Below are 26,421 nucleotides of genomic sequence, written 5' to 3' on the forward strand. Positions count from 1 at the left end.
GGGCCGTGGAAGCCGCTACGATACTACGTAACCACATACGTAGTATTTCGTAAAGCCAAACCCGCACCTGAGCGACACCCCATGGAGATCGACTACCGCCTCGCCTTCGACCTCGCCCCCGTGGGCCTGGCCCTGTCCCGGCAGCGCATCATGGTCGACTGCAACCAGGTGCTGTGCGAGATGTTCGGCGCCACGCGCGAGCAGCTCGTGGGCCAGAGCTTCCAGATCCTCTACCCGAGCGCCGACGAGTACGAGCGCATCGGCGAGCGCATGGCGCCCCTGCTGGGCCGCAGCGGCACCTACTCGGACAACCGCATCATGAAGCGCGTGGGCGGGCAGTCGCAGGGCGAGACCTTCTGGTGCCACGTGACCGGCCGCGCGCTGAACCGCGACGCGCCGCACGCCGCCGGCATCTGGAGCTTCGAAGACCTCAGCTCCACGCGCACCGTGAAGGCCGAGCTGACACCGCGCGAGCGCGAGGTGGCGGCCTTTCTCATGGATGGCCTGACCAGCAAGCAGATCGGCAAGGCGCTGGACATCAGCCACCGCACGGTGGAGGTCTACCGCGCGCGGCTCATGCGCAAGTACCAGGCCCACAGCACGCCGGACCTGATGCAGCGCCTGCTGGCGGGCTAAGCCCGATCCGGCGCCAGATCACTGTGGCTGGAAGCCGCTGTCCTGGATGATCTTCGCCCACACCTTGCCATAGGCCTGCTCGCGCGCGCCCAGCTGTTCGCCGGTCATGAAACCCACGGTGAGGCCCATGGCGGTGAGCTTCTCGCGCACGTCGGGCTGGGCGATCGCCTTCTGCACCGCCTGGGCAATGCGGTCCAGCGCGGCCTTGGGTGTGCCGGCCGGCGCGAACAGACCGTAGTACGGCACGTCCTCGAAACCCTTGAGGCCGAGTTCGGAGAAGGTGGGCACCTCGGGCATGGCGGCCTGGCGCTGCGAACCCATCACCGCCACCACGCGCAGCTTGCCGGCCTTGTGGTTTTCGATGAAGTCGGGAATGGAGGCCACGCCGGCGGGGATCTGGTTGCCCAGCATGTCCGACATCATGGGCGCGCTGCCCCGGTAGGGCGCGGCCACGAGGTCCAGGCCGTTCTGCTTGGCGATCACCTGCACCAGGAACTGTGGCACCGAGGCCGGCGCGGGAATGCCCACCGAGCCCTTGCCACCCGCCGCTTTCACGCCATCCACATAGGCCTTGAACGATTGCGCGGGCGTGCCGTTGGAGACGGCGAAGGCGTTGACGAAGGTCGCGAAGCCCGCCACCGGCACGAAGTCCTTGGCCGAGTCGTAACCCGGGTTCCTGGTCACCATGGGCAGGATGGTGATGCTGTGGTCGTGGCTGAGGAACAGGGTGTGGCCGTCGGCCGGCGCGGCTTTCAGCGCCTGAGCGGCCAGCTGCCCGCCCGCGCCGGGCTTGTTGTCCACCACCACCGGGCTGCCCAGGTCCTGCTGCAGGCGCTCGCCCAGGATGCGGGCGATGGCGTCGGTGCCGCCGCCGGGCGGGAAGCCCACCAGGATGCGGGTGGTGGACTGCGCCTGGGCCAGGCCGAGGGAGCAGACCAGGCCGGCGGCCAACAGGGCGCGGCGGACCAGCGAGAGACGGTAAGCGGTCATGACGGAACTCCGTAGGGGATGGTGAAGAAACCCCCGATCGTAGCGCCGCATCGGCACTCAGGCCTTCTCGCCGTCCACCACGCTGGCCGCCGTGCGAAACGCCTCCACCGCCGCCGGCACGCCGCAGTACACGGCGGCGTGCAGCAGCACCTCCTGCAACTCGGCGGGCGTAGCGCCGTTGTTCAGCGCGCCGCGCACGTGGCCCTTGAGCTCGTGCTGCTTGCCCAGCGCCGTGAGCATGGCCACGGTGATGAGGCTGCGGGTCTTCAGATCGAGCCCCTCGCGCTGCCACACGTCCCCCCAGGCCTTGCGGGTGATGTGCTGCTGCATCGGTTCGGTGAAGGCCGTCATGTCGCCGAAGGCCTTGTCCACGAAGGCATCGCCCATGACCTGCCTGCGCGTGGCCAGGCCGCGCTCGAATTCGGAATCGGGATGAGATGGCATAGGTGCTCCATGGCAAGAAAAACAGGGTTCGTGTGAACGATAGCGCAGCGAACCGAACAAGCACCCCAATCCCCCGTTATTCGGGCCTCAAGAACATCAAGGCCCGGTCGATACTGCCCCGAGAGCAATTTCTATAGCAACAGCTCCATCATCCGCGCGGCCTGCTCGACAGACCGCAATCCATATCCATCGGCATCCCCCGGCATGCAATGTGTCCGGGCCGCACCGGCCCTCTCACGGTCTTCGAACCGAGGGCGACTGAAGAAGAAAACCAGACAACGCCATGAACCGCATCTACACCACCATCTGGAACCACGCCATCAACGCATGGACCGTTGTGAGCGAGGTCGCCAGCGCGCGCGGCAAGCGCGGCGCCTCCCGCGTGGCCGGCGCCCTGCTGCTCGCGCCCCTGGCCGCCGTGGCCGGCGGCCTGCCCACCGGCGGCACCGTCACCGCCGGCCAGGGCAGCCTGCAGCAGGCCGGCAACGTGCTCACCATCCAGCAGGCCAGCGACAAGCTCGCCATCGACTGGAACAGCTTCTCCATCGGCCAGGGCCACAGCGTCAACTTCGTGCAACCCGGCGCGGCCTCGGTCGCGCTCAACCGTGTGCTCGGACCCGACGTGTCGGTGATCCAGGGCGCGCTGAACGCCAATGGCCAGGTGTTCCTGGTCAACCCCAACGGCGTGCTCTTCTCGCCCACCGCGCAGGTGAACGTGGGCTCTCTGGTGGCCTCCACGCTGAACATCAGCACCGAAGACTTCCTCGCGGGCCGCTACCACTTCAGCGGCGACAGCGCCGCCGCCATCGTGAACCAGGGCCAGATCTCGGCCGCCTCGGGTGGCCACGTCGCGCTGGTCGCGGCGCGCATCGTGAACGACGGCCAACTCTTGGCCGAACGCGGCAGCGTGGTGCTCGCCGCAGGCAGCACCGTGCGGCTCGACCTGGGCGGCCCGGTGCAGGTCGAGGTCGACGGCGGCGCGCTGGGCGCGCTGATCGACAACGGCGGCGCCATCCACGCCAACGGCGGCACCGTGCTCATGACCGCGCGCGCCATCGACAGCCTCACCGCCACCGTGATCAACAGCAGCGGCCTGATCGAGGCGCGCTCGCTCGGCGTCGGCGCCGACGGCGTGGTGAGCCTGGTCGCCGAACAGGGCGGCGTGCATGTCTCGGGCCGCATCGACGTCTCCGCGCCGCAAGGCCAGGCCGGCAAGGCCATCGTCACCGGCGACACGGTCACCATCGCCGACGGCGCGGTGATCGACGCCACCGGCGCCACCGGCGGCGGCCAGATCTATGTCGGCGGCAGTTGGCAAGGCAAGGACAACCGCATCAAGCAGGCACACCACACCGTGGTGGCTTCGGGCGCCCTGCTCGACGCCTCCGCCACGCAGAACGGCCACGGTGGCACCGTGGTCGCCTGGTCCGACATCCACGCGGCCGGCGGCCGCACCGAGGTCGCGGGCGTGCTCAAGGCGCGCGGCGGCGCGCAAGGCGGCAACGGTGGCCGCATCGAAACCAGCGGCGCCACGCTCTCGGTGAACCGCGCGGCCGATGCCGCCGCCCCCAAGGGCAACGGCGGCCTGTGGCTGATCGACCCCACCAACGTCACCATCGCCGCCGGCGCAGGCGCGATCGGCGGCACCAACGTGGGCCTCGACGACATCGAGACCGCGCTCGCGGGCGGCACCAACGTCAGCATCCAGGCCGACGACACCATCACCTGGACCAGCGACTACACCAACACCGGCGGCAGCGGCCGCTCGCTGATCCTCAGCGCGGACCAGCTGGTGCTGCAGGGCAACATCGGCTCCACCTCGGACCTGAGCTTCATCTTCAATGGCGACGTCAAGCTCGACGGCCACATCACCATCGCCAGCCAGGGCGGCGAGATCTACTTCGCCAAGTACGTGGACTCGGCCACAGCGGGCGCGGGCAACGCCAGCCGCCTCACGCTGACCAACACCGGTACGGGCAGCATCGTCTTCGGTGACCAGGTGGGAGGCACCAACCCGCTTGCTTCGTTGTACGTCACCACCGCCCCCACCGGCGCCACGCACATCAACGGCGGCATCGTGCGCACCTTCGGCGAGCAGGTGTATGACTCGCCCGTGGTGCTGGGCGCGGCCGAGTTCCTGAACGCCGGCTTCGAGAACGGCACCACCGGCTGGAGCATCCACGACCAGCGCGTCTACATGAACGGTGGCTCCACCGTGCGCGGCTACCTCACGCCGAACGACCCGAGCGGCCCCGCCACCTCCAGCGGCGAAAACGTCAGCTCCTCTGGCACCTTCACCTCCGGCGTCTCCAACAACGGTGCCAACGGCACCCAGGGCCTGCAACTCAGCAGCATCCAGCAGTGCGCCACCGGCTACTGCATCGTGCGCGGCGGCTACGTCACCAGCGACAGCACCATCGCCCTGGCCAAGGGCGACGTGGTCAGCTTCCAGTGGAACGCGGCCGGCAGCTCGGACGCCTACGACGTGTTCGGCTACCTGCTCAACGTGAAGACCGGCGAGACGCAGGTGATTCTCAACGCCACCGGCGCCAACGCCTGGTCCTCCACCGGCTGGCAGACGGCCAGCACGACCGTGGAGACCGCCGGCACCTACGCCTTCGTCTTCGTCTCGGGCAGCTGGGATGCCAGCGGCGGCCGGGCGCTGGGCGCGACGCTGACGCTGGACAACATTTCCACCACGTCCCTGTTCAATGGCAAGACGCTCGAAGGCAGCTCGCTGAGCTTCCTCCAGGGCATGAACGCGGCCGACAACAAGCTCACGCTCAAGGCCGACGAGGTGAACTTCGGCGGCACCGTCTCCGGCACCGGCCAGATCGGTTTCGAGGCCCTCAACCCTGGCCACGACATCCACGTCGGCGGCGGCGCGGGCACACCGGGCGACGGCGTGCTGAACGTCTCTTCCGCCACGCTGGCCTCGCTGGCCGACGGCTTCTCCTCCATCAACATCGGCGGCGCGGCCATGCAGGGCAACATCGTGGTCGTGACCGACACCCGCCTGCAGGACAGCGTCGCCCTCAACGCAGGCACCGGGAACATCCGGCTCGACGCCGTGCTGGGCTCCACCGACATGGTGACGCTGCAGACCGAAGGCGGCACCGTGACCCAGGCCGGCAACGCCACCCTCGAAGCCAGCACGCTCGCCCTCGTCGGCAACGGCGGCCAGTTCACGCTGGGCAACGCGGGCAACACCGTGGGCACGCTGGTCACCGACACGCAGGACGTGCACTTCGTCAACAGCGGCGCGCTCGCCATCGGCAGCGCCACGCTGGCCGACGGCAGCACCCTCAACGGCATCCACAACACGGGTCTGGTGAACGTGAGCACCGTCAGCGGCGACATCGCGCTCGGCAAGAGCGTTCAGACCAGCAGCACCGCCAGCAACGCCATCGTGCTCAACGCCGGCGCCAGCCAGTCGGCCGGCCAGGCCACGGGCGGCAACGTGACGGTGGGCGCGGGCGCGACCGTGGGCACCGGCGCGGGCGGCCGCGCGGTGATCTACACCGGCAGCGTGGCCGGCAGCACCGGCGTGACCGGCGCCGTGGGCAGTGGCTCGGGCCGCTTCCGCTACAACAGCGACGAAAGCACCAGCAACTTCACCAAGGCCCTGGGCGACAGCGGCGTGCACGCGGTCTACCGCGAACAACCCGTGCTCACCGTGAGCACCAACGGTTCGACCAAGCTCGAAGCGGACAACTCCGGTGTCAATGGCTTCGATGGCGGTGGCGCCGAGGGCTACGACGTGCAAGGCCTGCTCAACGGCGACACCAAGGCCATGCTCGGCGATCCGCGCTACACCACCGACGCGGCCGGCCCGGGCAAGCACGCCATCCGGATTTCGCTGCTCAACGAGCTGGGCTACGCCGTGGTCAACAGCACGGAGAACGCCGAGGTCGAGGTGACCCTGCCCTTCAACCCGGCTTCGGTGACCGACAGCATCCAGCGCCCCAGCCTCACGGCCGTGCCGGCGCAAGTGCATGTGCCACAGGTCAGCGAGCCGGCATCCGCGCCCGATGCGACCGGCGGCCTGCAACTGGTGCAACTGGCGGCCGAGGGTGACTCCACCACGGGTGCCGGTACCCAGAGCGCCAGCGCAACGGATGCCGCACCGGAAGACTGCGCCGCCAGCGGCTGGACCGGCAGCGGTTGCGGCGCCTCGGCCCAGGTCCTCGTCAGGGGCAGCGGCCTGCGCCTGCCCAACGGCGGCCACTGACGCGCACACCACCGCGGCTCCTTTTTTTTGATCGCTCCCGCCAGGGCCCAACGGCCCTGGCGCGGGCATCCACGAACGATTCACCTCCCATGCACAAGACCTTTCGCCTCTCGCCGCTCACGCTGGCCCTCTCCGCGCTCGCCCTGAGCAGCGCCTCTTCCGCCTTCGCCCAACAGGCCCCCGATGCCGGCCGCATCCTGCAAGACCTGCAACTGCCCCAGCAGGTGCTGCCCGAATCGCTGAACCTTCAGCTCGACGTGCCGCCGGCGGACAGCGCCGGCCGCGACGAAGGACCCGCGGTCGCGCTCAAGACCGTCCGCATCAACGGCGCCAGCCGCATCGAGACCGCGCGGTTGCAGGCCCTCATCGCGCCCGCCATCGGACGCAGCCACACCCTGGCCGGCCTGCGCGGCCTGGCGGACCAGATCACGCGCTTCTACCGCGAGCAGGGCTACCCCTTCGCCCGCGCCTACGTGCCTGCCCAGCGCATGGCCGACGGCGAACTCACCATCGAAGTCATCGAAGGCCGCTACGGCCAGGTGAACGCCACCTCGCAGGACGCCGACCTGGCCACCGAAGCCGGGCGTTTCCTCGGCGACCTGCGCAGCGGCGACGTGATCGCCATGGACGCACTCGAACGCTCGGTGCTCGTGCTGTCCGATCTGCCGGGCATCCGCGTGCGCCCGGTGGTGCGCCCCGGCCAGGCCGTGGGCACGGGCGACCTCGCCGTCGAGGTCGAACGCACCAAGGCCGTGGAAGGCCGCGTCTCCGTCGACAACCACGGCAACCGCTACTCGGGCCAGCACCGCGTGCTGGTCGAAGGCGCGTGGAACAACCCGTTCAGCTTCGGCGACCGCCTCAACGCAGCCGTGATGGCCACCGACGAAGACCTGTTCTTCGGCAACCTCGCCTACTCGCGCGCCCTGGGCACCAGCGGCCTGCGCGGCGACGTCGGCTACGCCGTCTCCGACTACAGCCTCGGTGGCGAGTTCAGCAGCCTGCAGGCCTCCGGCACGGCCCGCGTGGCCAGCCTCGGCGTGAGCTACCCGCTGGTGCGCAGCAACCGCGCGAACCTGCTGCTCACCGCGCAGGCACAACACAAGACCATGGTGGACGAATACCGCGCCACCGGCATGCGCAACGAAAAAACCAGCAACGTGCTGCCGGTCGCGGTGCAGTTCGACCTGCGAGACGCGCTGCTCGGCGGCGGCATCACCTACGGCACGCTGGGCTGGACGCACGGCAGCGTTTCGCTCAAGGGCGATGTGCAGCGCCTGCTCGACCGCCTCACCGCCAAGACCCACGGCTCGTTCAACAAGGTCAACCTCGACGTCACCCGCCTGCAGGCCCTGCCAGGCGGCTGGACGCTGTCGGCCCGCGTCGCGGCGCAATGGAGCGGCAAGAACCTGGACTCCTCCGAAGACTTCGTGCTCGGCGGCGCCAGCGGCGTGCGCGCCTACCCGCGCGGCGAAGGCGCGGGCGACGAAGGCGTGCTCGGCCAGGTGGAGCTGCGCTACGGCCAGGGCGCGGTCGTGCCCTACGCCTTCTGGGACGCCGGCCAGAGCACGCTCAACCGCCGGCCCTGGGCCGTGGGCGACAACCACCGCAGCCTCGCCGGCGGCGGCGTGGGCGTGCGCGCTCAGCACGGCAACTGGTCGGTGGACGGCACGCTGGCCTGGCGCCACGCCGGCGGCCCCTCGCAATCGGACAGCCAGCAGCGCAACCCGCGCGTCTGGGTGACCGGGGCCTACCGCTTCTGACCCTCGGCGGGGGGCGGTACGATGGCCAGACATTCCACCACGCCGGAGACCCGCATGAGCCGCTACCCCGCCCCCGACATCAACGACCTGCCCGAGGACATCAAGGCCAAGGTGCTCGAAGTGCAGGAAAAGGCGGGCTTCGTGCCCAACGTGTTCCTGGCCCTGGCGCGCCGGCCCGCCGAGTGGCGGGCCTTCTTCGCGTACCACGACGCGCTGATGCTCAAGGAAGAAGGTTCGCTCACCAAGGGCGACCGCGAAATGATCGTCACCACCACCAGCGCGGCCAACCAGTGCCTGTACTGCGTGGTGGCGCACGGCGCCATCCTGCGCATCCACGAGAAGAAACCACTGGTGGCCGATCAGGTCGCGGTGAACTACCGCAAGGCCGACATCACGCCGCGCCAGAAGGCCATGCTGGACTTCGCCATGAAGGTCTGCCAGCGCTCGCACGAAATCAACGACGACGACTTCGCCCCCCTGCACGCCCACGGCTTCTCCGACGAGGACATCTGGGACATCGCCGCCATCACCGCCTTCTTCGGCCTGTCCAACCGGCTGGCGAGCTTCAGCAACATGTTGCCCAACCCGGAGTTCTACCTGATGGGCCGCGTGCCCAAGGCCAAGCCGCCGAAGGACTGAACGGCACAGCCGCCAAATCAGACAAGGCTTACAGCACTTTTTGTCGGCGCGCGATTCAATCGATACCGCCACACAACAACACAAGGAGTGCTTCCATGCCGATCAAACCATCCGTCAAGCGAGCCTTCCTGCTCACCGCCGTCCTCGCCCTGGGCACAGGCGCGGCCTGCGCAGAAGACATCAAGGGACGCATCACGGCCGTCGACACCACCGCGAAGACCTTCACCGTCAACAGCGAAGTGATCTATGTGACCGACAAGACCGACTACGAAAACGACTACAAGCGCTTCGAGGATCTGCGCCAGGGCCACTATGTGGAAGTCGACATCGACCGCAGAGACGGCCGCCTGTACGCAGACGACGTCGAGTACAAGAAGGACGCTCGCGAGAACAAGCAGTAAGCCGCCGCGCCGGCTTCAGCCCCCGATGCGCAGCAGCTTGCCGCTGCCGCCATCGGTGAGCAGGTAAAGCCGGCCGTCGGGGCCCTGCCGCACATCGCGGATGCGCTCGTTGCGGTTCGCCAGCAGGCGCTCGCGCCCCACCACCCGCGTGCCATCGAGCTGCAGGCGCCACAGCGCCGTGCCGGCCAACGCGCCCACGAACAGGCTGCGGTTCCAGTTCATGGGAATGGTGCCGGTGAAGAAGGCCATGCCGCTGGGCGCGATGGACGACTTCTGTCCGCCGGTCCAGGCGCTGCCGTCGATGGTCTCCCAGTACGCCACCGGTTGCTCCATGCCGGCCTTGGCCGTGCCCTCGCCCACCTGCTGCGTCGTGCCGTACTCCTGCCCATAGCTGATGATGGGCCAGCCGTAGTTGCGCCCCGCCTGCGTGAGGTTGACCTCGTCGCCACCCTGTGGGCCGTGTTCGCTGGTCCACAGCTCACCGGTCTCCGGGTGCAGCGCCGCGCCCTGCGGGTTGCGGTGGCCGTAGCTCCAGATACCGGCCTGCGCGCCCGCCAGCACAGGGTTGCCCGGTGCCGCCGCGCCCGAGGTGGTGATGCGCACCACCTTGCCGTTGCCGCGGCTCAGGTCCTGCGCGTACCCACGCTGGTCGTTGCTCTGCCGGTCGCCCAGCGTCACGAACAGGTGGCCCTCGCGGTCGAACACGAGGCGCGAACCGAAGTGCCCACTGCTCGCCACCTTGGGCAACTGCCGGTAGATCACCTGCAGGTTCACCAGCGCCATCGCGCCCGTGTCGAGCTCGGCCCGCGCCACGGCGGTGCCGTTGTTGTTCGCGTTGCCACTGTCGGTTTCCGAGAAGCTGAAGTAGATGCGCCGGTTGCTGCCGAAGGCCGGGTCCAGCACCACGTCGAGCAGACCGCCCTGCCCGCCGGTGTCCAGCGCGGGCAGGCCGCTGATGAGGTTGAACGACTGCGCGTTCGCCGCGTACAGGCGCAGGCTGCCCGTGCGCCCCGTGATCAGCATGCGGCCATCGGGCAGGAAGGCCAGGCTCCAGGGACTGGGCAGGTTGGTCGCGAGTTCGGTGACCGCGACCGGCCCGGTCGTGGGCACGAAGCTGGGGTTGCCAGGCGCGGGCGAGCCATCGTCACCGTCACGACCACCACCGCCGCCGCCGCACGACAACAGCAGACCCATCGATAGGGCCCCGCCGATGAGCGCAGAGAGGTGGCGCATGTCGGACATGCTAGGCACGCGCGCGCCGCCTGTGTGCAAGCATTTGTGTGTGCGCCAGCGCACACAGCGATCAGCTCAGATGCGCGCGCAGCCAGTCGGGAATCGGGGCCGACTTCTTCAGCGGGAAGTTCACCCACACGGTGGTCGCACCGCCGGCCGCGTACACGGTGTCGGGGTCGTCGCTGCGCGAGAGCGTGCACCAGCTCTCGAAGCTGCTGCGACCCACATCGCTCACGTACATGGTGGCGATCACATCGCCCGGGTATTCGAGCTGCCGGTAGAAGTTGCAGAAGGCGTTGGCGATCACCGGCCCTTCGCCGCCCGGATCGGGCGGGCAGCCGATGGAGTGCATCCAGTCGATGCGGATGATCTCCAGGTAGCGGAAATAGATCGTGTTGTTCACGTGGTTCATGCCGTCCATGTCGCCCCAGCGGATGGGGATGGTCATGCTGAACACGCGCTTCTTCTGTTCGGGGATGTCAAGTTTCATGGGGTTGGGGTGGTCGTCAGCGGTGCGCCTTGATCGACGCGAGGATGCCGAGCACGAACAGCACGCAGGCCGTCCATTGCAGGGCAGCGGGCCACTGGGCGCTCCAGGCGAAGGTGTAGATCAGGCCGAACACGGTCTCGCTCACGATGAGCTGGCCCGCCAGGCTCGGGCTCAGGCGGCGGCTGGCCATGTTCCAGAGCACCGAGGCGATCCAGGCCGAGCCGATGCCGGTGACCGCGCAGACGATCAGGAACATGCCGAAGCCCGGGCGCTGCACCAGGGTGTCCACCTCGGTCCCGGCCACGGCCCAGATGCCCAGCGCGCCCAGGCCCGCCGCCACGCCCAGCCAGTTGGCCCACACGGTGGAGTTCACTTCCGGGTGGCGGCTCAGCCAGCGCGCGTTCAGCAGACCGAACGCGGTCCACGAGGCCATGGCCAGCACGGCATAGAAGATGCCGAGCCAGAGGTTCGCACCGCCGCCCGCCTCGCCACCGCCATGCGCCGTCACCCGCATCATCAGCGCCAGGCCCGCCAGGGTCAGCAGCAGCCCCGGCACCAGCGCGCGCCAGCGCAGGCCCTGCGGCTTGCCCAGCAACATGATCCAGATCGGGATGGTGCCGATGATCAGCACCGGCAGCGCCGCGCCCGCCGCCTGGATGGCCAGCACCAGCAGCAGGTAGTAGCCGGTGTAACCCAGCAGGCTCAACCACAGCGCGGCGCCCGCCTGGCGCCAGGTCGGCAGGTGCGCCTCGCCGCGCAGCCCGGCCCACGCCAGCAGCAGCACCGACAACAGGCCGCAGGCCAGGAAACGGCCCACCGTGAGATCGATCGAGCTGAAGCCCGGCGTGAGCAGGGGCGCCAGAAAGGCCGTGCCCCAGAAAGCCCCCGCGCCCAGCCCCGCCAGAATGCCGGTCACCATGCCCGGCGGCCAGCCCGAAGGCCGGCCCAACACCGCTGCCGTCATCTAAGCCCCGAAACCGTCGTCGGCGGCAATGACCGCACCGTTCACGAAATGGCTCTCGCTCGAACACAGCATCACCAGCAGCGCGTCCAGGTCGGCGGGTGAACCGACGCGCTTGCGCGGCAGCATGTTGATGAGCTTCTGGCCCTGCTCGGTCTGCCAGTGGTGGTGGTTGAGCTCGGTGTCGATGTAGCCCGGGCAGATCGCGTTCACGTTGATGCCGAAGCGGCCCCACTCGATCGCCATCGCCTTGGTCATCTGCACCACGGCGGCCTTGCTCATGCAGTACACGCCGATCTGTGGCAGCACCTTGAGCCCGGCCATGGACGCGATGTTGACGATGCGCCCGCCCACGTAGGTGCCCGGCGCCGCGCCGTTGGCGCGCGCCAGCATGCGACGACCCACTTCCTGCGCCACGAAGAACGCGCCCTTGGTGTTGGTGTCGAAGACGAAGTCGTAGTCTTCCTCCGTCACGTCCTGCAGGCGCTGCGTGGTGCTCACGCCCGAGTTGTTGACCAGGATGTCGATCGCGCCGACCTCGGTCTCGGCGTGCGCCACCGCCGCCTTGATCGACGCCGTGTCGGTCACATCCATCGCCACCACGTGCGCGTCGCCGCCGGCGGCCTCGATGTGCGCGCGCAGCGCCATCAGGCGGTCGGTGCGGCGGCTGGCCAGCACCACGGCCGCGCCCGCCCGCGCCAGCGTCTTGGCGAACTGTTCACCAAGCCCGCCGGACGCCCCGGTGATCAGGGCCACGCGGCCCGACAAGTCCAGGCTGTATGCCATGAGAGAACCTCCTCTAAAGTGGTTGGATTCTGCGGCCATCCGAGCACCGCCCAGGCCGACGAGGCCCCATCCGACAGGATTGTGCGCCCTGGGCCACTAAAATCGGTCCCGACCACGACACCGGCATGACTCCATGCATTGCCGTCATGAAAATCCCCGGGCGCCCGCCCGACAGAGTGAGACCCTCGACATGACCCCCGAAGAAATCCTCAGCACCTACGGCCCGCGCGAAGCCATGGAGTACGACGTGGTCGTGGTCGGTGGCGGCCCCGGCGGCCTGGCCACGGCGATCCGGCTCAAGCAGATCGCCGCCGAAAAAGGCGGCGAGATCAACGTCTGCGTGCTCGAAAAAGGCTCGGAGCCCGGCGCGCACATCCTCAGCGGCGCGGTGATGGACCCCAAGGCCCTCAACGAGCTGCTGCCCAACTGGAAGGCCGACGGCGCGCCGCTCAACCAGCCTGTCACCGACGACAAGCTGCTCTGGCTGACCGAAAAAGGCGCCATCGACACGCCCAAGTTCCTGATCCCCAACAACTTCCACAACGAAGGCAACTACGTCGTCGGCCTGGGCAACGTGGTCAAGTGGATGGCCCAGCAGGCCGAAAACCTCGGCGTGGAGATCTTCCCCGGCTTCGCGGCCGCCGAAGTGCTCTACAACGACGACGGCTCCGTCAAGGGCGTGGCCACCGGCAACCTGGGCGTGGGCAAGGACGGCGAGCCGACCGACAACTTCCAGCTCGGCATGGAGCTGCACGCGAAATACACCGTCTTCGCCGAAGGCTCGCGCGGCCACCTGGGCAAGCGCCTGATCGCCCAATTCCACCTCGACGAAGGCAAGGACCCGCAGGCCTACGCCATCGGCGTGAAGGAACTGTGGGAAATCGACCCCGCCAGGCACCAGCCCGGCCTGGTGATCCACACCGCCGGCTGGCCCATGAAGGACGACACCTACGGTGGTGGCTTCATGTACCACCTGGAAGACAACAAGGTCACGCTGGGCCTGGTCACCGGCCTGAACTACAGCAACCCCTGGCTCAGCCCGTTCGAGGAAATGCAGCGCTGGAAGACGCACCCGCGCATCCGCGCCTTCCTCGAAGGCGGCAAGCGCATCAGCTACGGCGCGCGCGCCATCACCACCGGTGGCCTCATGAGCCTGCCGCAGACCACCTTCCCCGGTGGCGCCCTGGTCGGTTGTGACGCGGGTTACCTCAACGGCGCGCGCATCAAGGGCAGCCACGCCGCCATCAAGAGCGGCATGCTCTGCGCCGAAGCCGCCTTCGAGGCCGTGCAGGCCGGCCGCCAGCACGACGAACTCAAGGCCTACCCGGTCGCCTTCGGCAAGAGCTGGCTGCGCGAAGAGCTGGACGCCTCGCGCAACTTCAAGTCCTGGTTCAAGTACGGCAACATCGTCGGCGGCCTCATGGTCGGCATCGAACACTGGCTGCTGCCCCGCCTGGGCTTCAAGGCCCCGCCGTGGTCGCTGCATCGCGAGAAGGCCGACCACCTCTACCTCAAGCCGGCCGCCGAGTGCGAGCAGATCGTCTACCCCAAGCCCGATGGCAAGCTCACCTTCGACCGCCTGGGCAGCGTCTTCGTCAGCAACACCAACCACGAAGAGCACCAGCCGGCCCACCTCACGCTGAAAGACGCCAGCGTGCCGGTGAGGATCAACCTCGCCAAGTACGCCGGCCCCGAAGCCCGCTACTGCCCGGCCGGCGTGTACGAGTTCGTGAAGAACCCCGACAACACCGACCGCCTGCAGATCAACGCGCAGAACTGCGTGCACTGCAAGACCTGCGACATCAAGGACCCGACGCAGAACATCGTCTGGGTCACGCCCGAAGGCGGCGGCGGTCCGAACTACGCCGGCATGTGAGCCAGCTCACTCCAGCTTGATGCCGCGGCTCTTGACCACGTCGCCCCAGCGCGCGGTCTCGGAAGCGATGAAATCGCGCAGCTGCGCCGGCGTGGCGATCTCGGGCGTGACGCCAAAACCCGCGAAGCGCTCGCGCACGCTTTCCTGCTGCAAGGCCGCGCGCAGTTGCGTGCCCAGGCGCTCCACCCCGGCCGCGGGCACATTGCGCGCCGCGAACAGCGCGGCCCAGCCGGTGATCACGAACTCGGGGCCCTGGGTGTTGAGGGTCTTCACGCCGGGCAGCGAGGCCACCGGCTTGCTCGATGTGACGGCAATGGCGCGCAGGCGGCCGTCCTGGATCAACGGCAGCGCCACCGGCAGGTTCATCACCCCCATCGAGATGGTCCCGGCCACCACGTCGGGGATCAGCTGCGCGTCGCCCTTGTAGGGCACCGCCAGCAGCTTCAGACCCAGTTTTCGATTGAGCAGTTCGGTGGTCAGGTGCGACAGCGTGCCCACGCCGCTGTTGCCCGCCGTGAGCTCGCCACCCTTGCCACGCGCGACCAGGTCGTCCAGCGACTTCAGCGGCGAATTGGCGGGCACGGCGAACACCAGGGGCTGCGAGGAGATCATACCCACGGGCTGCAGGTCGCGCTGCACGTCGTAGCCCAGGTCGCTGCGCAGCGCGGGCAGGATGGTCATCGTCGTGCTGCCCATCAGCAGCATGTGGTCGTCGTTGCTGTGGGTCACCACCTGCGTGCCCGGGATGCCGCCGCCACCGGCGCGGTTCTCCACCACGAGCGGCTGGCCGATCTGCGGGCCGATGATCTCCGCCAGGATGCGCACCGAGCCGTTGCCCGCGCCGCCCGGCGCAAAAGGCACGATGACGGTCACGGGCTTGGTGGGCCAGCTCGCCTGCGCCCAGGCGCGGGCGGGCAGCACACCCGAGGCCACCACGGCGGCCGAGGCCGCGAGCAGCGTGCGGCGGTTGAATCGTTGGTTCATCACTTCATCTCCTGGTTGTGTTGTATCAGTCCGGCTGGCCCTGCCAGCGCGCGACAAACTCGCGCGCGCGTCGAGCGGCCTCGGCCGCAGATGTGCCCGGCGCATAGAGCGCCGAGCCGATGCCCGCGCCGCTGGCGCCCGCGGCCTTGAAGGCCGGCAGGTTCTCCAGGTTGACGCCGCCCACGCTGAACATCGGGGTGGCGCGCGGAAACACCGCGCCCCAGGCCTTGATGACCGCAGGACCGAGCAGCTCACCCGGGAACAGCTTGAGCGCGTCGGCACCTGCATCGAGCGCGTCGAAGCCCTCGCTGACCGTGCCCACGCCCGGCATCGAATAGAGGCCGTGCGCCCGGGTGCGCCGCACCACGGGCGCGTGGAAGTTGGGCGAGAGCACGAGTTGCGCGCCCGCCGCCGCGACAGCGTCGACATCCTGTTCGCGCAGCACGGTGCCCGCGCCGATCACCGCCTCGCCCGCGAGCGCCTGGACCAGCAGGCGGATGCTCTCCAGCGGCTCGGGCGAGTTGAGCGGCACTTCGATCACGCCGATGCCCGCGGCGTGCAGCGCACGGCCGACCGCCACCGCCTCGGGCGGTGTGATGCCGCGCAGGATGGCGACCAGCGGTCGGGCCGCGAGCGCCTGTGCGACCCGTTCGCTCGCGCTGCGCGCGCTCATGGCGCGCGCTCCAGCAGACCGGCCTGCCGCGCCACGCGCCACTGGCCGCGCGTGGTCGCACCGTCGGCGGCGCGCGTGCTCGCGATGCCCGCGAGTGCAAGCGCCTTCGCATAGCGTTCGCACAGGCCGTCGTCGCCCAGCAGCACCACCTCGAGCGGGCGCTCGGTGCGCGTGGCGCTCGCGATCTCGATGCCCATGAGGATGCCCGACAGATAGTCAGGCAGGCCCTCGGGCGCGATGCGGCCCATCAGGCCGGCGGTGCGCGCGGCAAAGATCACGTGGGTGGCGTTGTCGCTCTGCGCCAGGCCGAGCCGAACGCCGGCCTCGAAGGCCTGCGGCGCGGCGTGGCCGAACGCCATGAGGCGGCCCAGGATGCCGTGCTGGGTCAGCAGGCCGTAGAGCTCGCCGGTCATGTAGGTGGAAAAGCGCGTGACCTGGCCGGCCTCGCCAAGCCAGGCCCACTTGGCATGGGTGCCGGGCAGCACGCAGCAGCTGCCGGCGGCGAGGTCGGCGCCCCACATCTGCGTCTCTTCGCCGCGCATCACGTCGTCCTGTCCGTCGGCGTTGCGGCAGGTCAGGCCCGGCACGATGTGCAGCGGCACCCCCGGCAGCACGTCCACACGCGTGAGGCGCGCGGCGGCCTCGCCGATGCCCGCAGGGCAGCCGAGGTAGTCGGCCTCTTTCCAGCCCTGGCGGCTGCCGATCATGCCGCTGGCGATCAGCGCGCCCGCGCGTTGATCGATCCAGTCGCCGCACAGCGACAGCAGGGCATCGGCGAAACGGCCGTCCTTCACGGCCATGACGCCGCCAGGCGCGGCGCGCGTCTCGATCGCTTCGCCGGCCGCATCGAGCAGGCTGGCGCGCAGGTTGGAGGTACCCCAGTCGATGGCGATGAGGGCGGAGGGGGAAGCGGTCATGAAATGGGGGCTTTCTTGCGCAGGAAGGACCAGAGCGTGGCATTGGGTTCGATGCCCAGCCCCGGCCCGTCGGGAACGATGAACGCGCCGCTTTCGCAGCGCATGGTGGTGTCGACGAACCGCAGGTTGCGATCGAACACCGAGTGCTGGTACTCGTGCATGGGCACGTTGGGCAGCGACGCCGAGGCGTGCAGGCTCGCGGCCTGGAAGATGCCCACGCCAATGCTCGCGTGCGGAATCACGCGCATGTGGAAAGCGTGCGCCATGCGGCCGATCTGCATGAACTGGCTCACGCCCGTGTGGCCCATCTCGGGCTGCACGATCGACATCGCGCGGCGCTCGAAGCGCGGCAGCGCCTCGTGCACCGAGCGCCACTCCTCGCCCAGCGCCACCGGCACGCGCACGGCGGCGGCCACACGCGCCTGGCCTTCGAGATCCTCGGCGGCGCACGGCGCCTCGACAAAGTACGGGGCGAAGGGCGCGAGCCGGTCGATGAGCTGGATCGCCTCGCCCGCATCGAACTTCCAGTGCAGGTCGACCATCAGCTTCGCGCGCGGCCCCAGCGCCTCGCGCAGCGCGCGCATCTCATCGACGATGCCCTCGAACGACACCGCCGCCGCGTACTTGAACGCGGTGAACCCGCGCGCCGCGAAATCGCGCGCCAGCGCCACCTTGTCGGCGAGTGTCCTGCCCGGCAGGCCTGAAACGTAGGCCGGCACGCGCACCGTGCGCTGGCCGCCCAGCAGCTTGGCCACGGGCAGGCCAGAGAGCTTGCCGGCGAGGTCCCACAGCGCGATGTCGATGCCCGCGATGGCGTCGCCCCAGAAGCCGCCCGAGGCCCCACGCACGCGCATGAGGTCGTAGAGGTCCTCGTGGATGGCGGTCGCATCGCGCGGGTCGCGCCCGAGGATCACCGGCCCGAGCACGTCGTCGATCAGGGCCGTGACCGCCTCAGGCGCGACGATGCCGTAGGTCTCGCCCCAACCCCATGTGCCATCCTCGGCCGTCACCTTGATCAGCACCGACATGTCGGTGCTCGGGTAGATCGTGCGGTTGCCCTGGCGCACCAGGTAACCGCGCGCGTTGACCTGCTCGCCCTCACCCAGCGGGCCGAGGTAGGGCGTGTCGCGCGGCAGCGAGACCACGAAGGTCTCGACCGCAGCGATGCGCGGCCCACTCATCCCGCACGCCCCCGCAGCGGGTGCGTGGGCAACAACAGGTCCTGCAAGTCGCCCAGGAAGGCGTCCACGTCGGCCTTGTCCAGCGCGTCCAGGCGCGGGCCGGCCGCGCGCTGATGCTCGCACGGCAGCAGGCCACGGGCACTCAGCACGTACTTGGTGAGCGACCAGCGGAACACCGCCTGCACGTTGAGGATGGGCAGCATGCGCGTGAACAGTTCGCGCACACGCGCCGCGTCGCCCGCGCGGTGGGCCTTGAACAGCGCCACATGCACTTCGGCCAGCTCGATCGCCGGCATGGTGCCGGCCGCGCCGCGCCGCAGTTCGTCGGTGATGTAGCGCCCACCCGCGCCGCCGAACACCCCCACCAGGCTGGCCGGGCCGCGCTCGCGCAGCACCGTCAGGCGCTGGCCGCTGGGCAGGGTCTCTTCCTTCACGTAGCGGATCGCGTGAACGACGGCCGCCACTTCCACGATCGCCTCGGGGTCGAGGCCGGCCCCCACCGGCTGCGGCACGTTCTGCAGCACCAGCACCGCGCCCGGCACGGCCGCCGACACCTCGCGGAAGTACTCGACCTGGGTGGCCACCGTCGGACGGTCCGGCGGTACGGCCACCATCAGCGCGGCCGCGCCCTGCGCGATCGCGGCCCGCGCCAGCTCGATCGTGGTGGCCGCCTGGGCGCTGGACACCCCCGCCACCACCGGCACCCGGCCCGCCACTTCCTCCAGCACGGCGGCGGTCAGCGACAGGCGCTCGGGCACGCTGAGCTGGCCAACTTCACTGGCCACGCCCGGGTAGGTGATGCCATCCACACCCGCTTCAAGCAGGTAGCGCACCAGGCCGCGCAGGGCCTGCGCGTCCGGTTGGCCGGCGGCGTCGAAAGGCGTGGGGAGAACGGGGTAGACCCCGGCAAGCGATGCAGGTGATGTCACGTCGTGAATCCAATTTGTTCCGTTGAATGGAACTTCAATTGTAGATCTCGTGGTGTTTGACAAACAAGTTCCATTCATTGGTACTTACCCTGGGTTGACCTCCCCTAGAATTCCCGCACCCGCCATGTCAGAAACCGCTCATCCCGCCTCGACCTCCGCCACCACCGCCCCGGGCCTGGGGGTGCTGGAGAAAGCCATGGCCGTGCTCAATCTGGTGTCGGCGGCGCGCGCGCCCATGACGTTCACGCAACTGCAGCGCGCCTCGGCCCTGCCCAAAGCCACGCTGCACCGCATGCTGGGCACGCTGGTGCGCGAAGGCCTGCTGCGCCACGACAGCTACAACAAGACCTTCCTGCTCGGGTTCCGGTTGCTGGAACTGGCGCACGAGGTCTGGAGCGATTTCGATCTGCGCGTGGCGGCCCAGGACGAACTGGTGCGCCTGCGCAACGCGTTCGACGAAAGCGTGCAACTGGTGGTGCTCAGTGGCCAACAGATGGTGGTGGTGGCCAGCGAGGACGCTGGCCGCGAACCGCAGGTCGCCTCCAAGGTGGGCATGCGCCTGCCCTTGCACGCCAGCGCGGCCGGCAAGGCGATCGCGGCCTGCCTGGCGCCCGCGCAGCAGGCCCAGCTGTTGGCCGCCTCGCTGCTGGAGCGCTTCACCGAGCACACCATCGTGGACAACGAGGCGCTGCGGGCCGAGCTCGACCTCACCCGCGCACGCGGCTACGCGCTGGAAGTGGGTGAATACGACGCCGAGCGCGTGAGCGTGGCCGCGCCGGTGTTCGACTACGAGGGCCGCGCCATCGGGGCCGTAGCCGTGACGGCCAGCGCGGCGCAGCTGGATGCGCGGCGCGCGCACAGCCTGTCGGCCGAGCTGATCGGCGCGGCCCGCACCATCACGCACAGCGCGGCGGGCCAGCCGATGTCGCTGCTGGCGCACACCGAGCCCCCCGCGGCGCCCACGCCCGAGGTGCATGCCATCGGCGAGGCGCGGGCGCTGCTGGGCGAAGGCCCGGTCTGGTCGCCCCGCGACAACGCGCTGTACTGGGTGGACATCCTCGCGCCGGCCATCCACCAGCTCGACGCCGCCAGCGGGGTGCTGCGCGAAACACCGCTGGGCGCCATGGTGAGCATGGTCGTGCCCATGGCCTCCGGTGGCCTGCTGCTCGCCACGCCCTCGGGCCTGATGGCCATGGCGCCCGACTCGGGCCGCATGACCCTGTTCGCCCACCCCGAATCCGCCCGCCCGGGCAACCGCTACAACGACGGCAAGTGCGACCGGCGCGGCCGGCTGTGGGTCAGCTCCATGGACATGGGCGCCATGGCCAACCGGGGCAACCTCTTTCGCGTCGATCCGGATGGCAGCTGGGAGAAGGTCGACAGCGGCTTCACCGTGCCCAACGGCCTGGGTTTCAGCCCCGACAACACGCGGATGTATTTCACCGACACCTTCCGCAAGACCATCTACGAATACGACTTCGACCTCGCGGCCGGCCGCATCGCGAACCGCCGCCCCCTCGTGGTCTTCGGCGCGGGCGAAGGCAAACCCGACGGCCTGACGGTGGATGCCGAGGGCTGCCTCTGGGTGGCCGTGTGGGACGGCTGGGAACTGGCGCGCTTCGGCCCCGACGGCCGCGAGCTGATGCGGGTGCGCCTGCCGGTGCCACGGCCCACCAGCTGCTGCTTTGGCGGCGCCGACCTCGGCACGCTCTATGTGACCAGCGCTTCGGTGCGGCTGGGCTCGCAGGCGCTGGCCAGCGCACCGCTGTCGGGCGCACTGTTTGCCCTGGAGGTCCCGGGCGTGCGGGGCCTGCCGGAAACCACGTTCGCCGGCTGAAACCGACCGCAGGCCGGTTACCTGCGCGGTGTTCACCGCGCCGTCACATGGGCTGTCCACAGTGCAGGCTCCGTGAACGACGCCGAGATGCCATGCTGAACAAGACCCAGAAGGGCCGCGCCGAGCTGCGACCCGGGCAACGCCAACTCGCGCAGCGCGAGCGCGCCCTGCTGCTGCTGGCCGATGGCCGCAAACCCGATGCCGAGCTGTTCGCCCTGTTCGAGGGCCAGGGCCCCACGCTCGCGGCCGACCTGATCTCGCGCGGCTACCTTGTGGACGAAGCACCACCGCCGCCCCGCACGCCGGCCAACACCCCGCCCACCGTCTCCGCCGACGCCTTTTCCGGCCCCCGCTCGCTCGCCAGCGCGCGCATGTTCCTGTTCGACCTGAGCGAGCGCATGTTCGCCCCGCGCGACAAGGCCATGGCCCAGCGCTACCGCGACGCCCTGCGCGAAGCGCGCGACGTGGGCGACATGCTGGCCGTCAGCCGGGCCATGATGGCCGACGTGGAGCGCCTGGCCGGCAGCGAACGCGCCGACGGCATCCGCGAGCGGCTGGCCCGCCTGCTGCCCGAATCGGCCCTGGAAACGCCCTGAAACACCGGCCCGCCGGACGCCGTGCGATACACTCGCCGGGTCAGGAGAGAAGCCGATCCGGTCCCCGGAGAAGGCTCGCCGAAGGCGCAGGCGGCACCGCACACCGGGTGCCCTGAACGCTCAGGCAAAAGGACTGGCAAACACGGGCCACGAGGCCGGTGTACCCCCCTGGAGAGAGGCCGTTCCTCGAAGCGGCCCACCGAAGGAGCAAGCGCGGCATCGCCCGCGTGAATCTCTCAGGTAAAGCGGACAGTGGGGCAGCGCACGGATGAACCGTGTTTCGCCCCACCGGGGCCTGCCCCCTTGCCTGAAAGCCTCTGCCGTGCCCGCTGCCGCCGCCCCGCTTCTCCAGACCCCGCTGCACAAGCTCCACGTCGAACTGGGCGCCCGCATGGTGCCCTTCGCCGGCTACGACATGCCGGTGCAGTACCCCACCGGCCTCATGGCCGAACACCACCACACCCGCAAGGCCGCCGGCCTGTTCGACGTCTCGCACATGGGCCAGCTGCGCCTGGTCGGGCCCGACGCCCCCGCCGCCTTCGAGACGCTCATGCCGGTGGACGTGATCGACCTCGGCGTGGGCAAGCAGCGCTACGGCCTGCTGCTCAACGACGAGGGCGGCATCATCGACGACCTGATGTTCGTCAACCGCGGGCACGACCTCTTCGTCATCGTCAACGGCGCCTGCAAGGCTGATGACATCGCGCACATCCAGGCGCGCATCGGCTCGCGCTGCGAAGTCATCCCCCTGCCCGACCGCGCCCTGCTCGCGCTGCAAGGCCCGCTGGCGGTGGACGTGCTGCAGCGCCTCGTGCCCGGCGTCGAAAAACTGATCTTCATGACCGGCTCGCCCTTCCCGTGGCACGGTGCCGACCTCTTCATCACCCGCAGCGGCTACACCGGCGAAGACGGCTTCGAGATATCCCTGCCCGGCGACCGCGCCGACCAGTTCGTGCGCACCCTGCTGGCCCAGCCCGAAGTAATGCCCATCGGCCTGGGCGCGCGCAACTCGCTGCGCCTCGAAGCCGGCCTGTGCCTCTACGGCAACGACATCGACACCACCACCACCCCGGTGGAAGCCGGGCTCAACTGGGCCATGCAGAAAGTGCGCCGCACCGGCGGCGCGCGCGCGGGCGGCTTCCCCGGCGCGGCGCGCGTGCTCGCGCAGCTCGACGGCAGCGAACCGCTGACCCGCAAGCGCGTGGGCCTGATCGCCCAGGAATGGGTGCCCGTGCGCGAGAACGTCGAACTGCAGAACACCAGTGGCGAGGTGATCGGCAAGACCTCCAGCGGCCTCATCGGCCCCAGCGCCAACAAGCCCATCGCCATCGGCTACGTCACACCCGAACACGCCGCCCTGGGCACGCCCGTGGTGGCCATGGTGCGCGGCAAACCCGTGCCCATGGAAGTCAGCGCCATGCCCTTCGTGCCCAACCGATACTTCCGCGGCTGATCTCACTTTTTTCGTTTCTTTTTTCAGGAGCTTTTTCATGACCACCAAGTACACCGAAGACCACGAATGGATCACCGTTGACGGCGGCATCGCCACCGTCGGCATCACCGTGCACGCGCAGGACGCGCTGGGCGACGTGGTGTTCGTCGACCTGCCCGAAGTCGGCAAGAGCTTCGCGCAAAAGGAAGTGGCCGGCGTGGTCGAGTCTGTGAAGGCCGCGGCCGACGTGTACATGCCCGTCAGCGGCGAAGTCACCGAAGTCAACGAAGCCCTGCGCGCCGACCCGTCGCTGGCCAACACCGACCCGCTCAAGGCCGGCTGGTTCTTCAAGGTCAAGCTCTCCGACCCGGCCCAGGTCGACGCCCTGCTGGACGAGACCGCCTACAACACCTTCGCCAACGCCTGATCCGCCTCTTCTCCCGCCGGAGCCTTCCATGCTGATGCCCTCTGTCAAACCCCTCGGTGAACTCGAAAACCCGTCAGAATTCGTGGCGCGCCACATCGGCATCGGCCAGGCCGACGAGACCCACATGCTCTCGGTCATCGGCGAGGCCTCGCGCCGCGCGCTGATCGACGGCATCGTGCCGCGCAGCATCGCGCGCAGCCAGGGCATGCAGCTGCCACCGGCCGTCACCGAGGCCGCGGCGCTGGCCGAGCTCAAGGCGCTGGCGCAGAAGAACAAGGTGTTCAAGAGCTTCATCGGCCAGGGTTACCACGGCACGCTCACGCCCGGCGTGATCCTGCGCAACGTGCTGGAGAACCCCGCCTGGTACACCGCCTACACGCCCTACCAGGCCGAGATCTCGCAAGGCCGCATGGAAGCCCTGGTCAACTTCCAGACCATGGTGAGCGACCTCACCGGCATGGCCATCGCCAACGCCTCCATGCTCGACGAAGCCACCGCCGCCGCCGAGGCCATGACCCTGGCCAAACGCTCGGTGAAGAGCAAGGGCAACACCTTCATCGTCTCGGGCGACGTGCACCCGCAGATCATCGAAGTGGTGCAGACCCGCGCCAAACCCCTGGGCCTCACGGTGAAGATCGCGATGTCGGGCGAGGAATGGGCCGCCATGCTGTCGGACGGCGACTACTTCGCCGCCTTCACCCAGTACCCCGCCTCCAGCGGCTGGCTGCACGACTGGACCAAGGACGCCGCCACCGTGCACGGCAAGCAGGCCGCCTTCATCGTCGCCGCCGACCTGCTCGCCCTCACCCTGCTCAAGCCCCCGGGCGAGATGGGCGCGGACATCGTGGTCGGCACCACGCAGCGCTTCGGCATGCCCATGGGCGCGGGCGGCCCGCACGCCGGCTACATGGCCTGCCGCGACGAATTCAAGCGCTCGCTGCCGGGCCGTCTGGTCGGCGTGAGCGTGGACGTGCACGGCCAGCCCGCCTACCGCCTCGCGCTGCAGACGCGCGAGCAGCACATCCGCCGCGAAAAAGCCACCAGCAACATCTGCACCGCGCAGGTGCTGCCCGCTGTGGTTGCCAGCATGTACGCCGTGTACCACGGCCCGCAGGGCTTGAAGCGCATCGCCAACCGCGTGGCCGCCTACACCGCCATCCTTGCCAGCGGCCTGGAGCAACTCGGTCACCGCGACACCCACCACGGCGAACAAGGCGTGTTCGACACCCTCGCCCTGCACACCAAGGACCAGACCGACGCCCTCATGGCCCGCGCCGTGGCCCATGGCGCCAACCTGCGCAAGGCCTGGGGCGAGTACCTCATCGTCTCGCTCGACGAAACCACCACCCGCGACGACATCGGCCTGCTCTGGAAAATCTTCGCCAAGGACGGCCAGGCCCTGCCCGTCTTCGACACCTTCGAAAAAGGCGTGGAGCCACTCATCCCCGCCGAACTGCGCCGCACCAGCGACTTCCTCACGCACCCGGTGTTCAACACCCACCACAGCGAAACCGGCATGCTGCGCTACATCCGCGCGCTGTCCGACAAGGACCTCGCGCTCGACCGCAGCATGATCCCGCTGGGCTCCTGCACCATGAAGCTCAACGCCACCAGCGAGATGATCCCCATCACCTGGCCGGAGTTCGCCAACATGCACCCCTTCGCCCCGGCCGACCAGCTGCAGGGCTACCAGCTGCTCGACGAACAGCTGCGCGCCTGGCTCTGCCAGGCCACCGGTTACGCCGGCATCAGCCTGCAGCCCAACGCCGGCTCGCAGGGCGAATACGCCGGCCTGCTGGTGATCCAGGCCTACCACGCCTCGCGCGGTGAAAGCCACCGCAACATCTGCCTCATCCCCAGCAGCGCGCACGGCACCAACCCCGCCAGCGCGCAGATGGTGGGCATGCAGGTCGTCGTCACCAAGTGCGACGACAACGGCAACGTGGACATGGCCGACCTCCAGGCCAAGTGCGAACAGCACAGCGCCCACCTCGCCGCCGTGATGATCACCTACCCCAGCACCCACGGCGTGTTCGAGACCACCGTGAAGGAACTCTGCGCGCTGGTGCACCAGCACGGCGGGCGCGTCTACGTGGACGGCGCCAACATGAACGCCCTGGTGGGCGTGGCCGCGCCGGGTGAATTCGGCGGCGACGTGAGCCACCTCAACCTGCACAAGACCTTCTGCATTCCTCATGGTGGCGGCGGCCCCGGCGTGGGCCCGGTCTGCGTGGTGGAAGACCTCGTGCCCTTCCTGCCCGGCCATGCGGCGGGTGGTCTGCCGGTCAACGGCGTGGGTGCCATCAGCGCCGCGCCGCTGGGCAACGCGGCCGTGCTGCCGATCAGCTGGATGTACATCCGCATGATGGGCGCTGAGGGTTTGCAGCACGCCACCGAAGCCGCCATCCTCGCGGCCAACTACATCAGCAAGCGCCTGGCGCCGCACTACCCCACGCTGTACGCGAGTGCCAACGGCCACGTGGCGCACGAATGCATCCTGGACCTGCGGCCCTTGAAGGACACCAGCGGCGTGATGGCCGAAGACGTGGCCAAGCGCCTGATGGACTACGGCTTCCACGCGCCCACGCTGTCGTTCCCGGTCGCCAACACGCTGATGGTGGAACCCACCGAAAGCGAGACGCTGGACGAGCTGGACCGTTTCATAGACGCGATGATCGCCATCCGCGACGAGATCCGTCAGGTAGAGAACGGCGTCTGGCCGCAGGACGACAACCCGCTCAAGAACGCGCCGCACACCGCGCCCAGCCTCATGAAGGCCGACTGGCCACACCCCTATGCGCGCGACGTGGGCGCCGCCAGCGCCTCCACCCGGGCCCACGCCAAATACTGGCCGCCCGTGGGCCGCGTGGACAACGTGTACGGGGACCGCAACCTGTTCTGCAGCTGCGTGCCCCTGTCTGACTACGCTTGATGAAGTCCTGATCCCTCGCCTGCTGGGTGGGCGAGGTCGGGCACACCAACGGTGGTGCGCCTGCGT

General features: G+C 69.2%; 22 protein-coding genes and 2 riboswitches. Of the genes, 11 read left to right on the plus strand and 11 right to left on the minus strand.

Annotated features, from left to right (window positions below; all coding sequences use genetic code 11):
- Positions 1 to 81: 81 nt before the first annotated feature.
- A complete protein-coding gene (locus AC1Q9M_RS03205; protein ID WP_444686261.1) occupies positions 82 to 636 on the plus strand; it encodes a LuxR C-terminal-related transcriptional regulator in 555 nt (184 codons plus the stop codon).
- Positions 637 to 654: 18 nt separating this feature from the next.
- Here the strand turns inward: AC1Q9M_RS03205 and AC1Q9M_RS03210 are convergent, their stop codons facing one another.
- Both AC1Q9M_RS03210 and pcaC read right to left on the minus strand, forming a co-directional pair.
- Entirely contained in the window at positions 655 to 1,626 is a 972-nt protein-coding gene (locus AC1Q9M_RS03210) for a Bug family tripartite tricarboxylate transporter substrate binding protein (RefSeq protein WP_382158945.1), read from the minus strand.
- 57 nt (positions 1,627 to 1,683) lie between these two features.
- Positions 1,684 to 2,070, minus strand: coding sequence for a 4-carboxymuconolactone decarboxylase (gene pcaC / locus AC1Q9M_RS03215; RefSeq protein WP_492432378.1), 387 nt, complete (start codon positions 2,068 to 2,070; stop codon positions 1,684 to 1,686).
- Positions 2,071 to 2,353: 283 nt separating this feature from the next.
- Here pcaC and AC1Q9M_RS03220 point away from each other — a divergent pair, with 283 nt between their 5' ends.
- From AC1Q9M_RS03220 to AC1Q9M_RS03235, 4 genes are all read left to right on the plus strand, one after another.
- Complete coding sequence (locus AC1Q9M_RS03220) at positions 2,354 to 6,301, plus strand: two-partner secretion domain-containing protein (protein WP_492432380.1); 3,948 nt, start codon at positions 2,354 to 2,356, stop codon at positions 6,299 to 6,301.
- Positions 6,302 to 6,390: 89 nt separating this feature from the next.
- Positions 6,391 to 8,061, plus strand: coding sequence for a ShlB/FhaC/HecB family hemolysin secretion/activation protein (locus AC1Q9M_RS03225; RefSeq protein WP_492432382.1), 1,671 nt, complete (start codon positions 6,391 to 6,393; stop codon positions 8,059 to 8,061).
- A gap of 54 nt (positions 8,062 to 8,115) precedes the next feature.
- On the plus strand, positions 8,116 to 8,700 hold the full coding sequence (locus tag AC1Q9M_RS03230) for a peroxidase-related enzyme (protein ID WP_291115254.1): 585 nt from the start codon (positions 8,116 to 8,118) through the stop codon (positions 8,698 to 8,700).
- A 95-nt stretch (positions 8,701 to 8,795) separates the two neighbouring features.
- The gene (locus tag AC1Q9M_RS03235) at positions 8,796 to 9,101 is read left to right on the plus strand and encodes a DUF5666 domain-containing protein (RefSeq protein WP_291115256.1); all 306 of its coding nucleotides are present in this window, start codon (positions 8,796 to 8,798) and stop codon (positions 9,099 to 9,101) included.
- Positions 9,102 to 9,116: 15 nt separating this feature from the next.
- On the opposite strand, the gene AC1Q9M_RS03240 is transcribed toward AC1Q9M_RS03235, so the two are convergent.
- From AC1Q9M_RS03240 to AC1Q9M_RS03255, 4 genes are all read right to left on the minus strand, one after another.
- Positions 9,117 to 10,334: a PQQ-dependent sugar dehydrogenase gene (locus tag AC1Q9M_RS03240; protein ID WP_492432385.1), complete on the minus strand. Its 1,218-nt coding sequence runs from the start codon at positions 10,332 to 10,334 to the stop codon at positions 9,117 to 9,119.
- A 70-nt stretch (positions 10,335 to 10,404) separates the two neighbouring features.
- Positions 10,405 to 10,824, minus strand: coding sequence for an acyl-CoA thioesterase (locus tag AC1Q9M_RS03245; protein ID WP_382158955.1), 420 nt, complete (start codon positions 10,822 to 10,824; stop codon positions 10,405 to 10,407).
- A gap of 16 nt (positions 10,825 to 10,840) precedes the next feature.
- Positions 10,841 to 11,788, minus strand: a complete 948-nt coding sequence (locus AC1Q9M_RS03250; protein ID WP_382158957.1) for a DMT family transporter — start codon at positions 11,786 to 11,788, stop codon at positions 10,841 to 10,843.
- Positions 11,789 to 12,571, minus strand: coding sequence for an SDR family oxidoreductase (locus tag AC1Q9M_RS03255; RefSeq protein ID WP_382158959.1), 783 nt, complete (start codon positions 12,569 to 12,571; stop codon positions 11,789 to 11,791). It abuts the gene before it with no gap.
- A 190-nt stretch (positions 12,572 to 12,761) separates the two neighbouring features.
- Here AC1Q9M_RS03255 and AC1Q9M_RS03260 point away from each other — a divergent pair, with 190 nt between their 5' ends.
- Entirely contained in the window at positions 12,762 to 14,447 is a 1,686-nt protein-coding gene (locus AC1Q9M_RS03260) for an electron transfer flavoprotein-ubiquinone oxidoreductase (protein WP_492432388.1), read from the plus strand.
- A gap of 6 nt (positions 14,448 to 14,453) precedes the next feature.
- On the opposite strand, the gene AC1Q9M_RS03265 is transcribed toward AC1Q9M_RS03260, so the two are convergent.
- Genes AC1Q9M_RS03265 through AC1Q9M_RS03285 form a run of 5 tightly spaced genes read right to left on the minus strand, consistent with a single transcriptional unit; the run spans position 14,454 to position 19,131 of the window.
- Complete coding sequence (locus AC1Q9M_RS03265; protein ID WP_382324036.1) at positions 14,454 to 15,431, minus strand: Bug family tripartite tricarboxylate transporter substrate binding protein; 978 nt, start codon at positions 15,429 to 15,431, stop codon at positions 14,454 to 14,456.
- A gap of 25 nt (positions 15,432 to 15,456) precedes the next feature.
- Positions 15,457 to 16,104: a 2-dehydro-3-deoxy-6-phosphogalactonate aldolase gene (locus AC1Q9M_RS03270; protein WP_492432390.1), complete on the minus strand. Its 648-nt coding sequence runs from the start codon at positions 16,102 to 16,104 to the stop codon at positions 15,457 to 15,459.
- Complete coding sequence (locus AC1Q9M_RS03275) at positions 16,101 to 17,021, minus strand: 2-dehydro-3-deoxygalactonokinase (protein ID WP_444686253.1); 921 nt, start codon at positions 17,019 to 17,021, stop codon at positions 16,101 to 16,103. Before AC1Q9M_RS03275 ends, AC1Q9M_RS03270 begins: the two co-directional genes overlap by 4 nt.
- Positions 17,018 to 18,202, minus strand: coding sequence for a mandelate racemase/muconate lactonizing enzyme family protein (locus AC1Q9M_RS03280; RefSeq protein WP_444686252.1), 1,185 nt, complete (start codon positions 18,200 to 18,202; stop codon positions 17,018 to 17,020). The genes AC1Q9M_RS03275 and AC1Q9M_RS03280 overlap by 4 nt, the downstream gene beginning before the upstream one ends.
- Positions 18,199 to 19,131, minus strand: coding sequence for a dihydrodipicolinate synthase family protein (locus AC1Q9M_RS03285; protein ID WP_444686251.1), 933 nt, complete (start codon positions 19,129 to 19,131; stop codon positions 18,199 to 18,201). Before AC1Q9M_RS03285 ends, AC1Q9M_RS03280 begins: the two co-directional genes overlap by 4 nt.
- Before the next feature lie 124 nt (positions 19,132 to 19,255).
- On the opposite strand from AC1Q9M_RS03285, the gene AC1Q9M_RS03290 reads away from it, so the two are divergent.
- The 5 genes from AC1Q9M_RS03290 (at position 19,256) to gcvP (ending at position 26,355) form a co-directional block, all read left to right on the plus strand.
- The gene (locus tag AC1Q9M_RS03290; protein ID WP_444686250.1) at positions 19,256 to 20,968 is read left to right on the plus strand and encodes an SMP-30/gluconolactonase/LRE family protein; all 1,713 of its coding nucleotides are present in this window, start codon (positions 19,256 to 19,258) and stop codon (positions 20,966 to 20,968) included.
- Between the two features lie 92 nt (positions 20,969 to 21,060).
- Positions 21,061 to 21,564, plus strand: a complete 504-nt coding sequence (locus tag AC1Q9M_RS03295) for a hypothetical protein (protein ID WP_382158963.1) — start codon at positions 21,061 to 21,063, stop codon at positions 21,562 to 21,564.
- A 31-nt stretch (positions 21,565 to 21,595) separates the two neighbouring features.
- Positions 21,596 to 21,710: riboswitch (glycine riboswitch) on the plus strand.
- Between the two features lie 12 nt (positions 21,711 to 21,722).
- Positions 21,723 to 21,827, plus strand: a riboswitch (glycine riboswitch).
- A gap of 5 nt (positions 21,828 to 21,832) precedes the next feature.
- Positions 21,833 to 23,017, plus strand: a complete 1,185-nt coding sequence (gcvT, locus tag AC1Q9M_RS03300) for a glycine cleavage system aminomethyltransferase GcvT (RefSeq protein WP_492432393.1) — start codon at positions 21,833 to 21,835, stop codon at positions 23,015 to 23,017.
- A gap of 37 nt (positions 23,018 to 23,054) precedes the next feature.
- Positions 23,055 to 23,423: a glycine cleavage system protein GcvH gene (gcvH, locus tag AC1Q9M_RS03305; protein WP_382158966.1), complete on the plus strand. Its 369-nt coding sequence runs from the start codon at positions 23,055 to 23,057 to the stop codon at positions 23,421 to 23,423.
- A gap of 28 nt (positions 23,424 to 23,451) precedes the next feature.
- Positions 23,452 to 26,355 carry an aminomethyl-transferring glycine dehydrogenase gene (gene gcvP, locus AC1Q9M_RS03310; protein WP_492432395.1) on the plus strand — a complete coding sequence of 968 codons (2,904 nt, stop codon included), beginning with the start codon at positions 23,452 to 23,454 and terminating at the stop codon, positions 26,353 to 26,355.
- Positions 26,356 to 26,421 lie beyond the last annotated feature (66 nt).

The sequence above is a fragment of the Hydrogenophaga sp. GW823-FHT04C09 genome, from assembly GCF_058796355.1.

Excerpts from the sequence above, each read along its gene's own strand:
- AC1Q9M_RS03260 (WP_492432388.1), top strand. The coding sequence starts at position 12,762 with ATGACCCCCGAAGAAATCCTCAGCACCTACGGCCCGCGCGAAGCCATG.
- AC1Q9M_RS03280 (WP_444686252.1), bottom strand. The coding sequence starts at position 18,202 with ATGAGTGGGCCGCGCATCGCTGCGGTCGAGACCTTCGTGGTCTCGCTG.
- AC1Q9M_RS03205 (WP_444686261.1), top strand. The coding sequence starts at position 82 with ATGGAGATCGACTACCGCCTCGCCTTCGACCTCGCCCCCGTGGGCCTG.
- AC1Q9M_RS03225 (WP_492432382.1), top strand. The coding sequence starts at position 6,391 with ATGCACAAGACCTTTCGCCTCTCGCCGCTCACGCTGGCCCTCTCCGCG.
- pcaC (WP_492432378.1), bottom strand. The coding sequence starts at position 2,070 with ATGCCATCTCATCCCGATTCCGAATTCGAGCGCGGCCTGGCCACGCGC.
- gcvP (WP_492432395.1), top strand. The coding sequence starts at position 23,452 with ATGCTGATGCCCTCTGTCAAACCCCTCGGTGAACTCGAAAACCCGTCA.
- AC1Q9M_RS03250 (WP_382158957.1), bottom strand. The coding sequence starts at position 11,788 with ATGACGGCAGCGGTGTTGGGCCGGCCTTCGGGCTGGCCGCCGGGCATG.
- AC1Q9M_RS03230 (WP_291115254.1), top strand. The coding sequence starts at position 8,116 with ATGAGCCGCTACCCCGCCCCCGACATCAACGACCTGCCCGAGGACATC.
- AC1Q9M_RS03235 (WP_291115256.1), top strand. The coding sequence starts at position 8,796 with ATGCCGATCAAACCATCCGTCAAGCGAGCCTTCCTGCTCACCGCCGTC.
- AC1Q9M_RS03290 (WP_444686250.1), top strand. The coding sequence starts at position 19,256 with ATGTCAGAAACCGCTCATCCCGCCTCGACCTCCGCCACCACCGCCCCG.
- gcvT (WP_492432393.1), top strand. The coding sequence starts at position 21,833 with ATGAACCGTGTTTCGCCCCACCGGGGCCTGCCCCCTTGCCTGAAAGCC.
- AC1Q9M_RS03245 (WP_382158955.1), bottom strand. The coding sequence starts at position 10,824 with ATGAAACTTGACATCCCCGAACAGAAGAAGCGCGTGTTCAGCATGACC.
- AC1Q9M_RS03255 (WP_382158959.1), bottom strand. The coding sequence starts at position 12,571 with ATGGCATACAGCCTGGACTTGTCGGGCCGCGTGGCCCTGATCACCGGG.
- gcvH (WP_382158966.1), top strand. The coding sequence starts at position 23,055 with ATGACCACCAAGTACACCGAAGACCACGAATGGATCACCGTTGACGGC.
- AC1Q9M_RS03220 (WP_492432380.1), top strand. The coding sequence starts at position 2,354 with ATGAACCGCATCTACACCACCATCTGGAACCACGCCATCAACGCATGG.
- AC1Q9M_RS03240 (WP_492432385.1), bottom strand. The coding sequence starts at position 10,334 with ATGCGCCACCTCTCTGCGCTCATCGGCGGGGCCCTATCGATGGGTCTG.
- AC1Q9M_RS03265 (WP_382324036.1), bottom strand. The coding sequence starts at position 15,431 with ATGAACCAACGATTCAACCGCCGCACGCTGCTCGCGGCCTCGGCCGCC.
- AC1Q9M_RS03295 (WP_382158963.1), top strand. The coding sequence starts at position 21,061 with ATGCTGAACAAGACCCAGAAGGGCCGCGCCGAGCTGCGACCCGGGCAA.
- AC1Q9M_RS03270 (WP_492432390.1), bottom strand. The coding sequence starts at position 16,104 with ATGAGCGCGCGCAGCGCGAGCGAACGGGTCGCACAGGCGCTCGCGGCC.
- AC1Q9M_RS03275 (WP_444686253.1), bottom strand. The coding sequence starts at position 17,021 with ATGACCGCTTCCCCCTCCGCCCTCATCGCCATCGACTGGGGTACCTCC.
- AC1Q9M_RS03210 (WP_382158945.1), bottom strand. The coding sequence starts at position 1,626 with ATGACCGCTTACCGTCTCTCGCTGGTCCGCCGCGCCCTGTTGGCCGCC.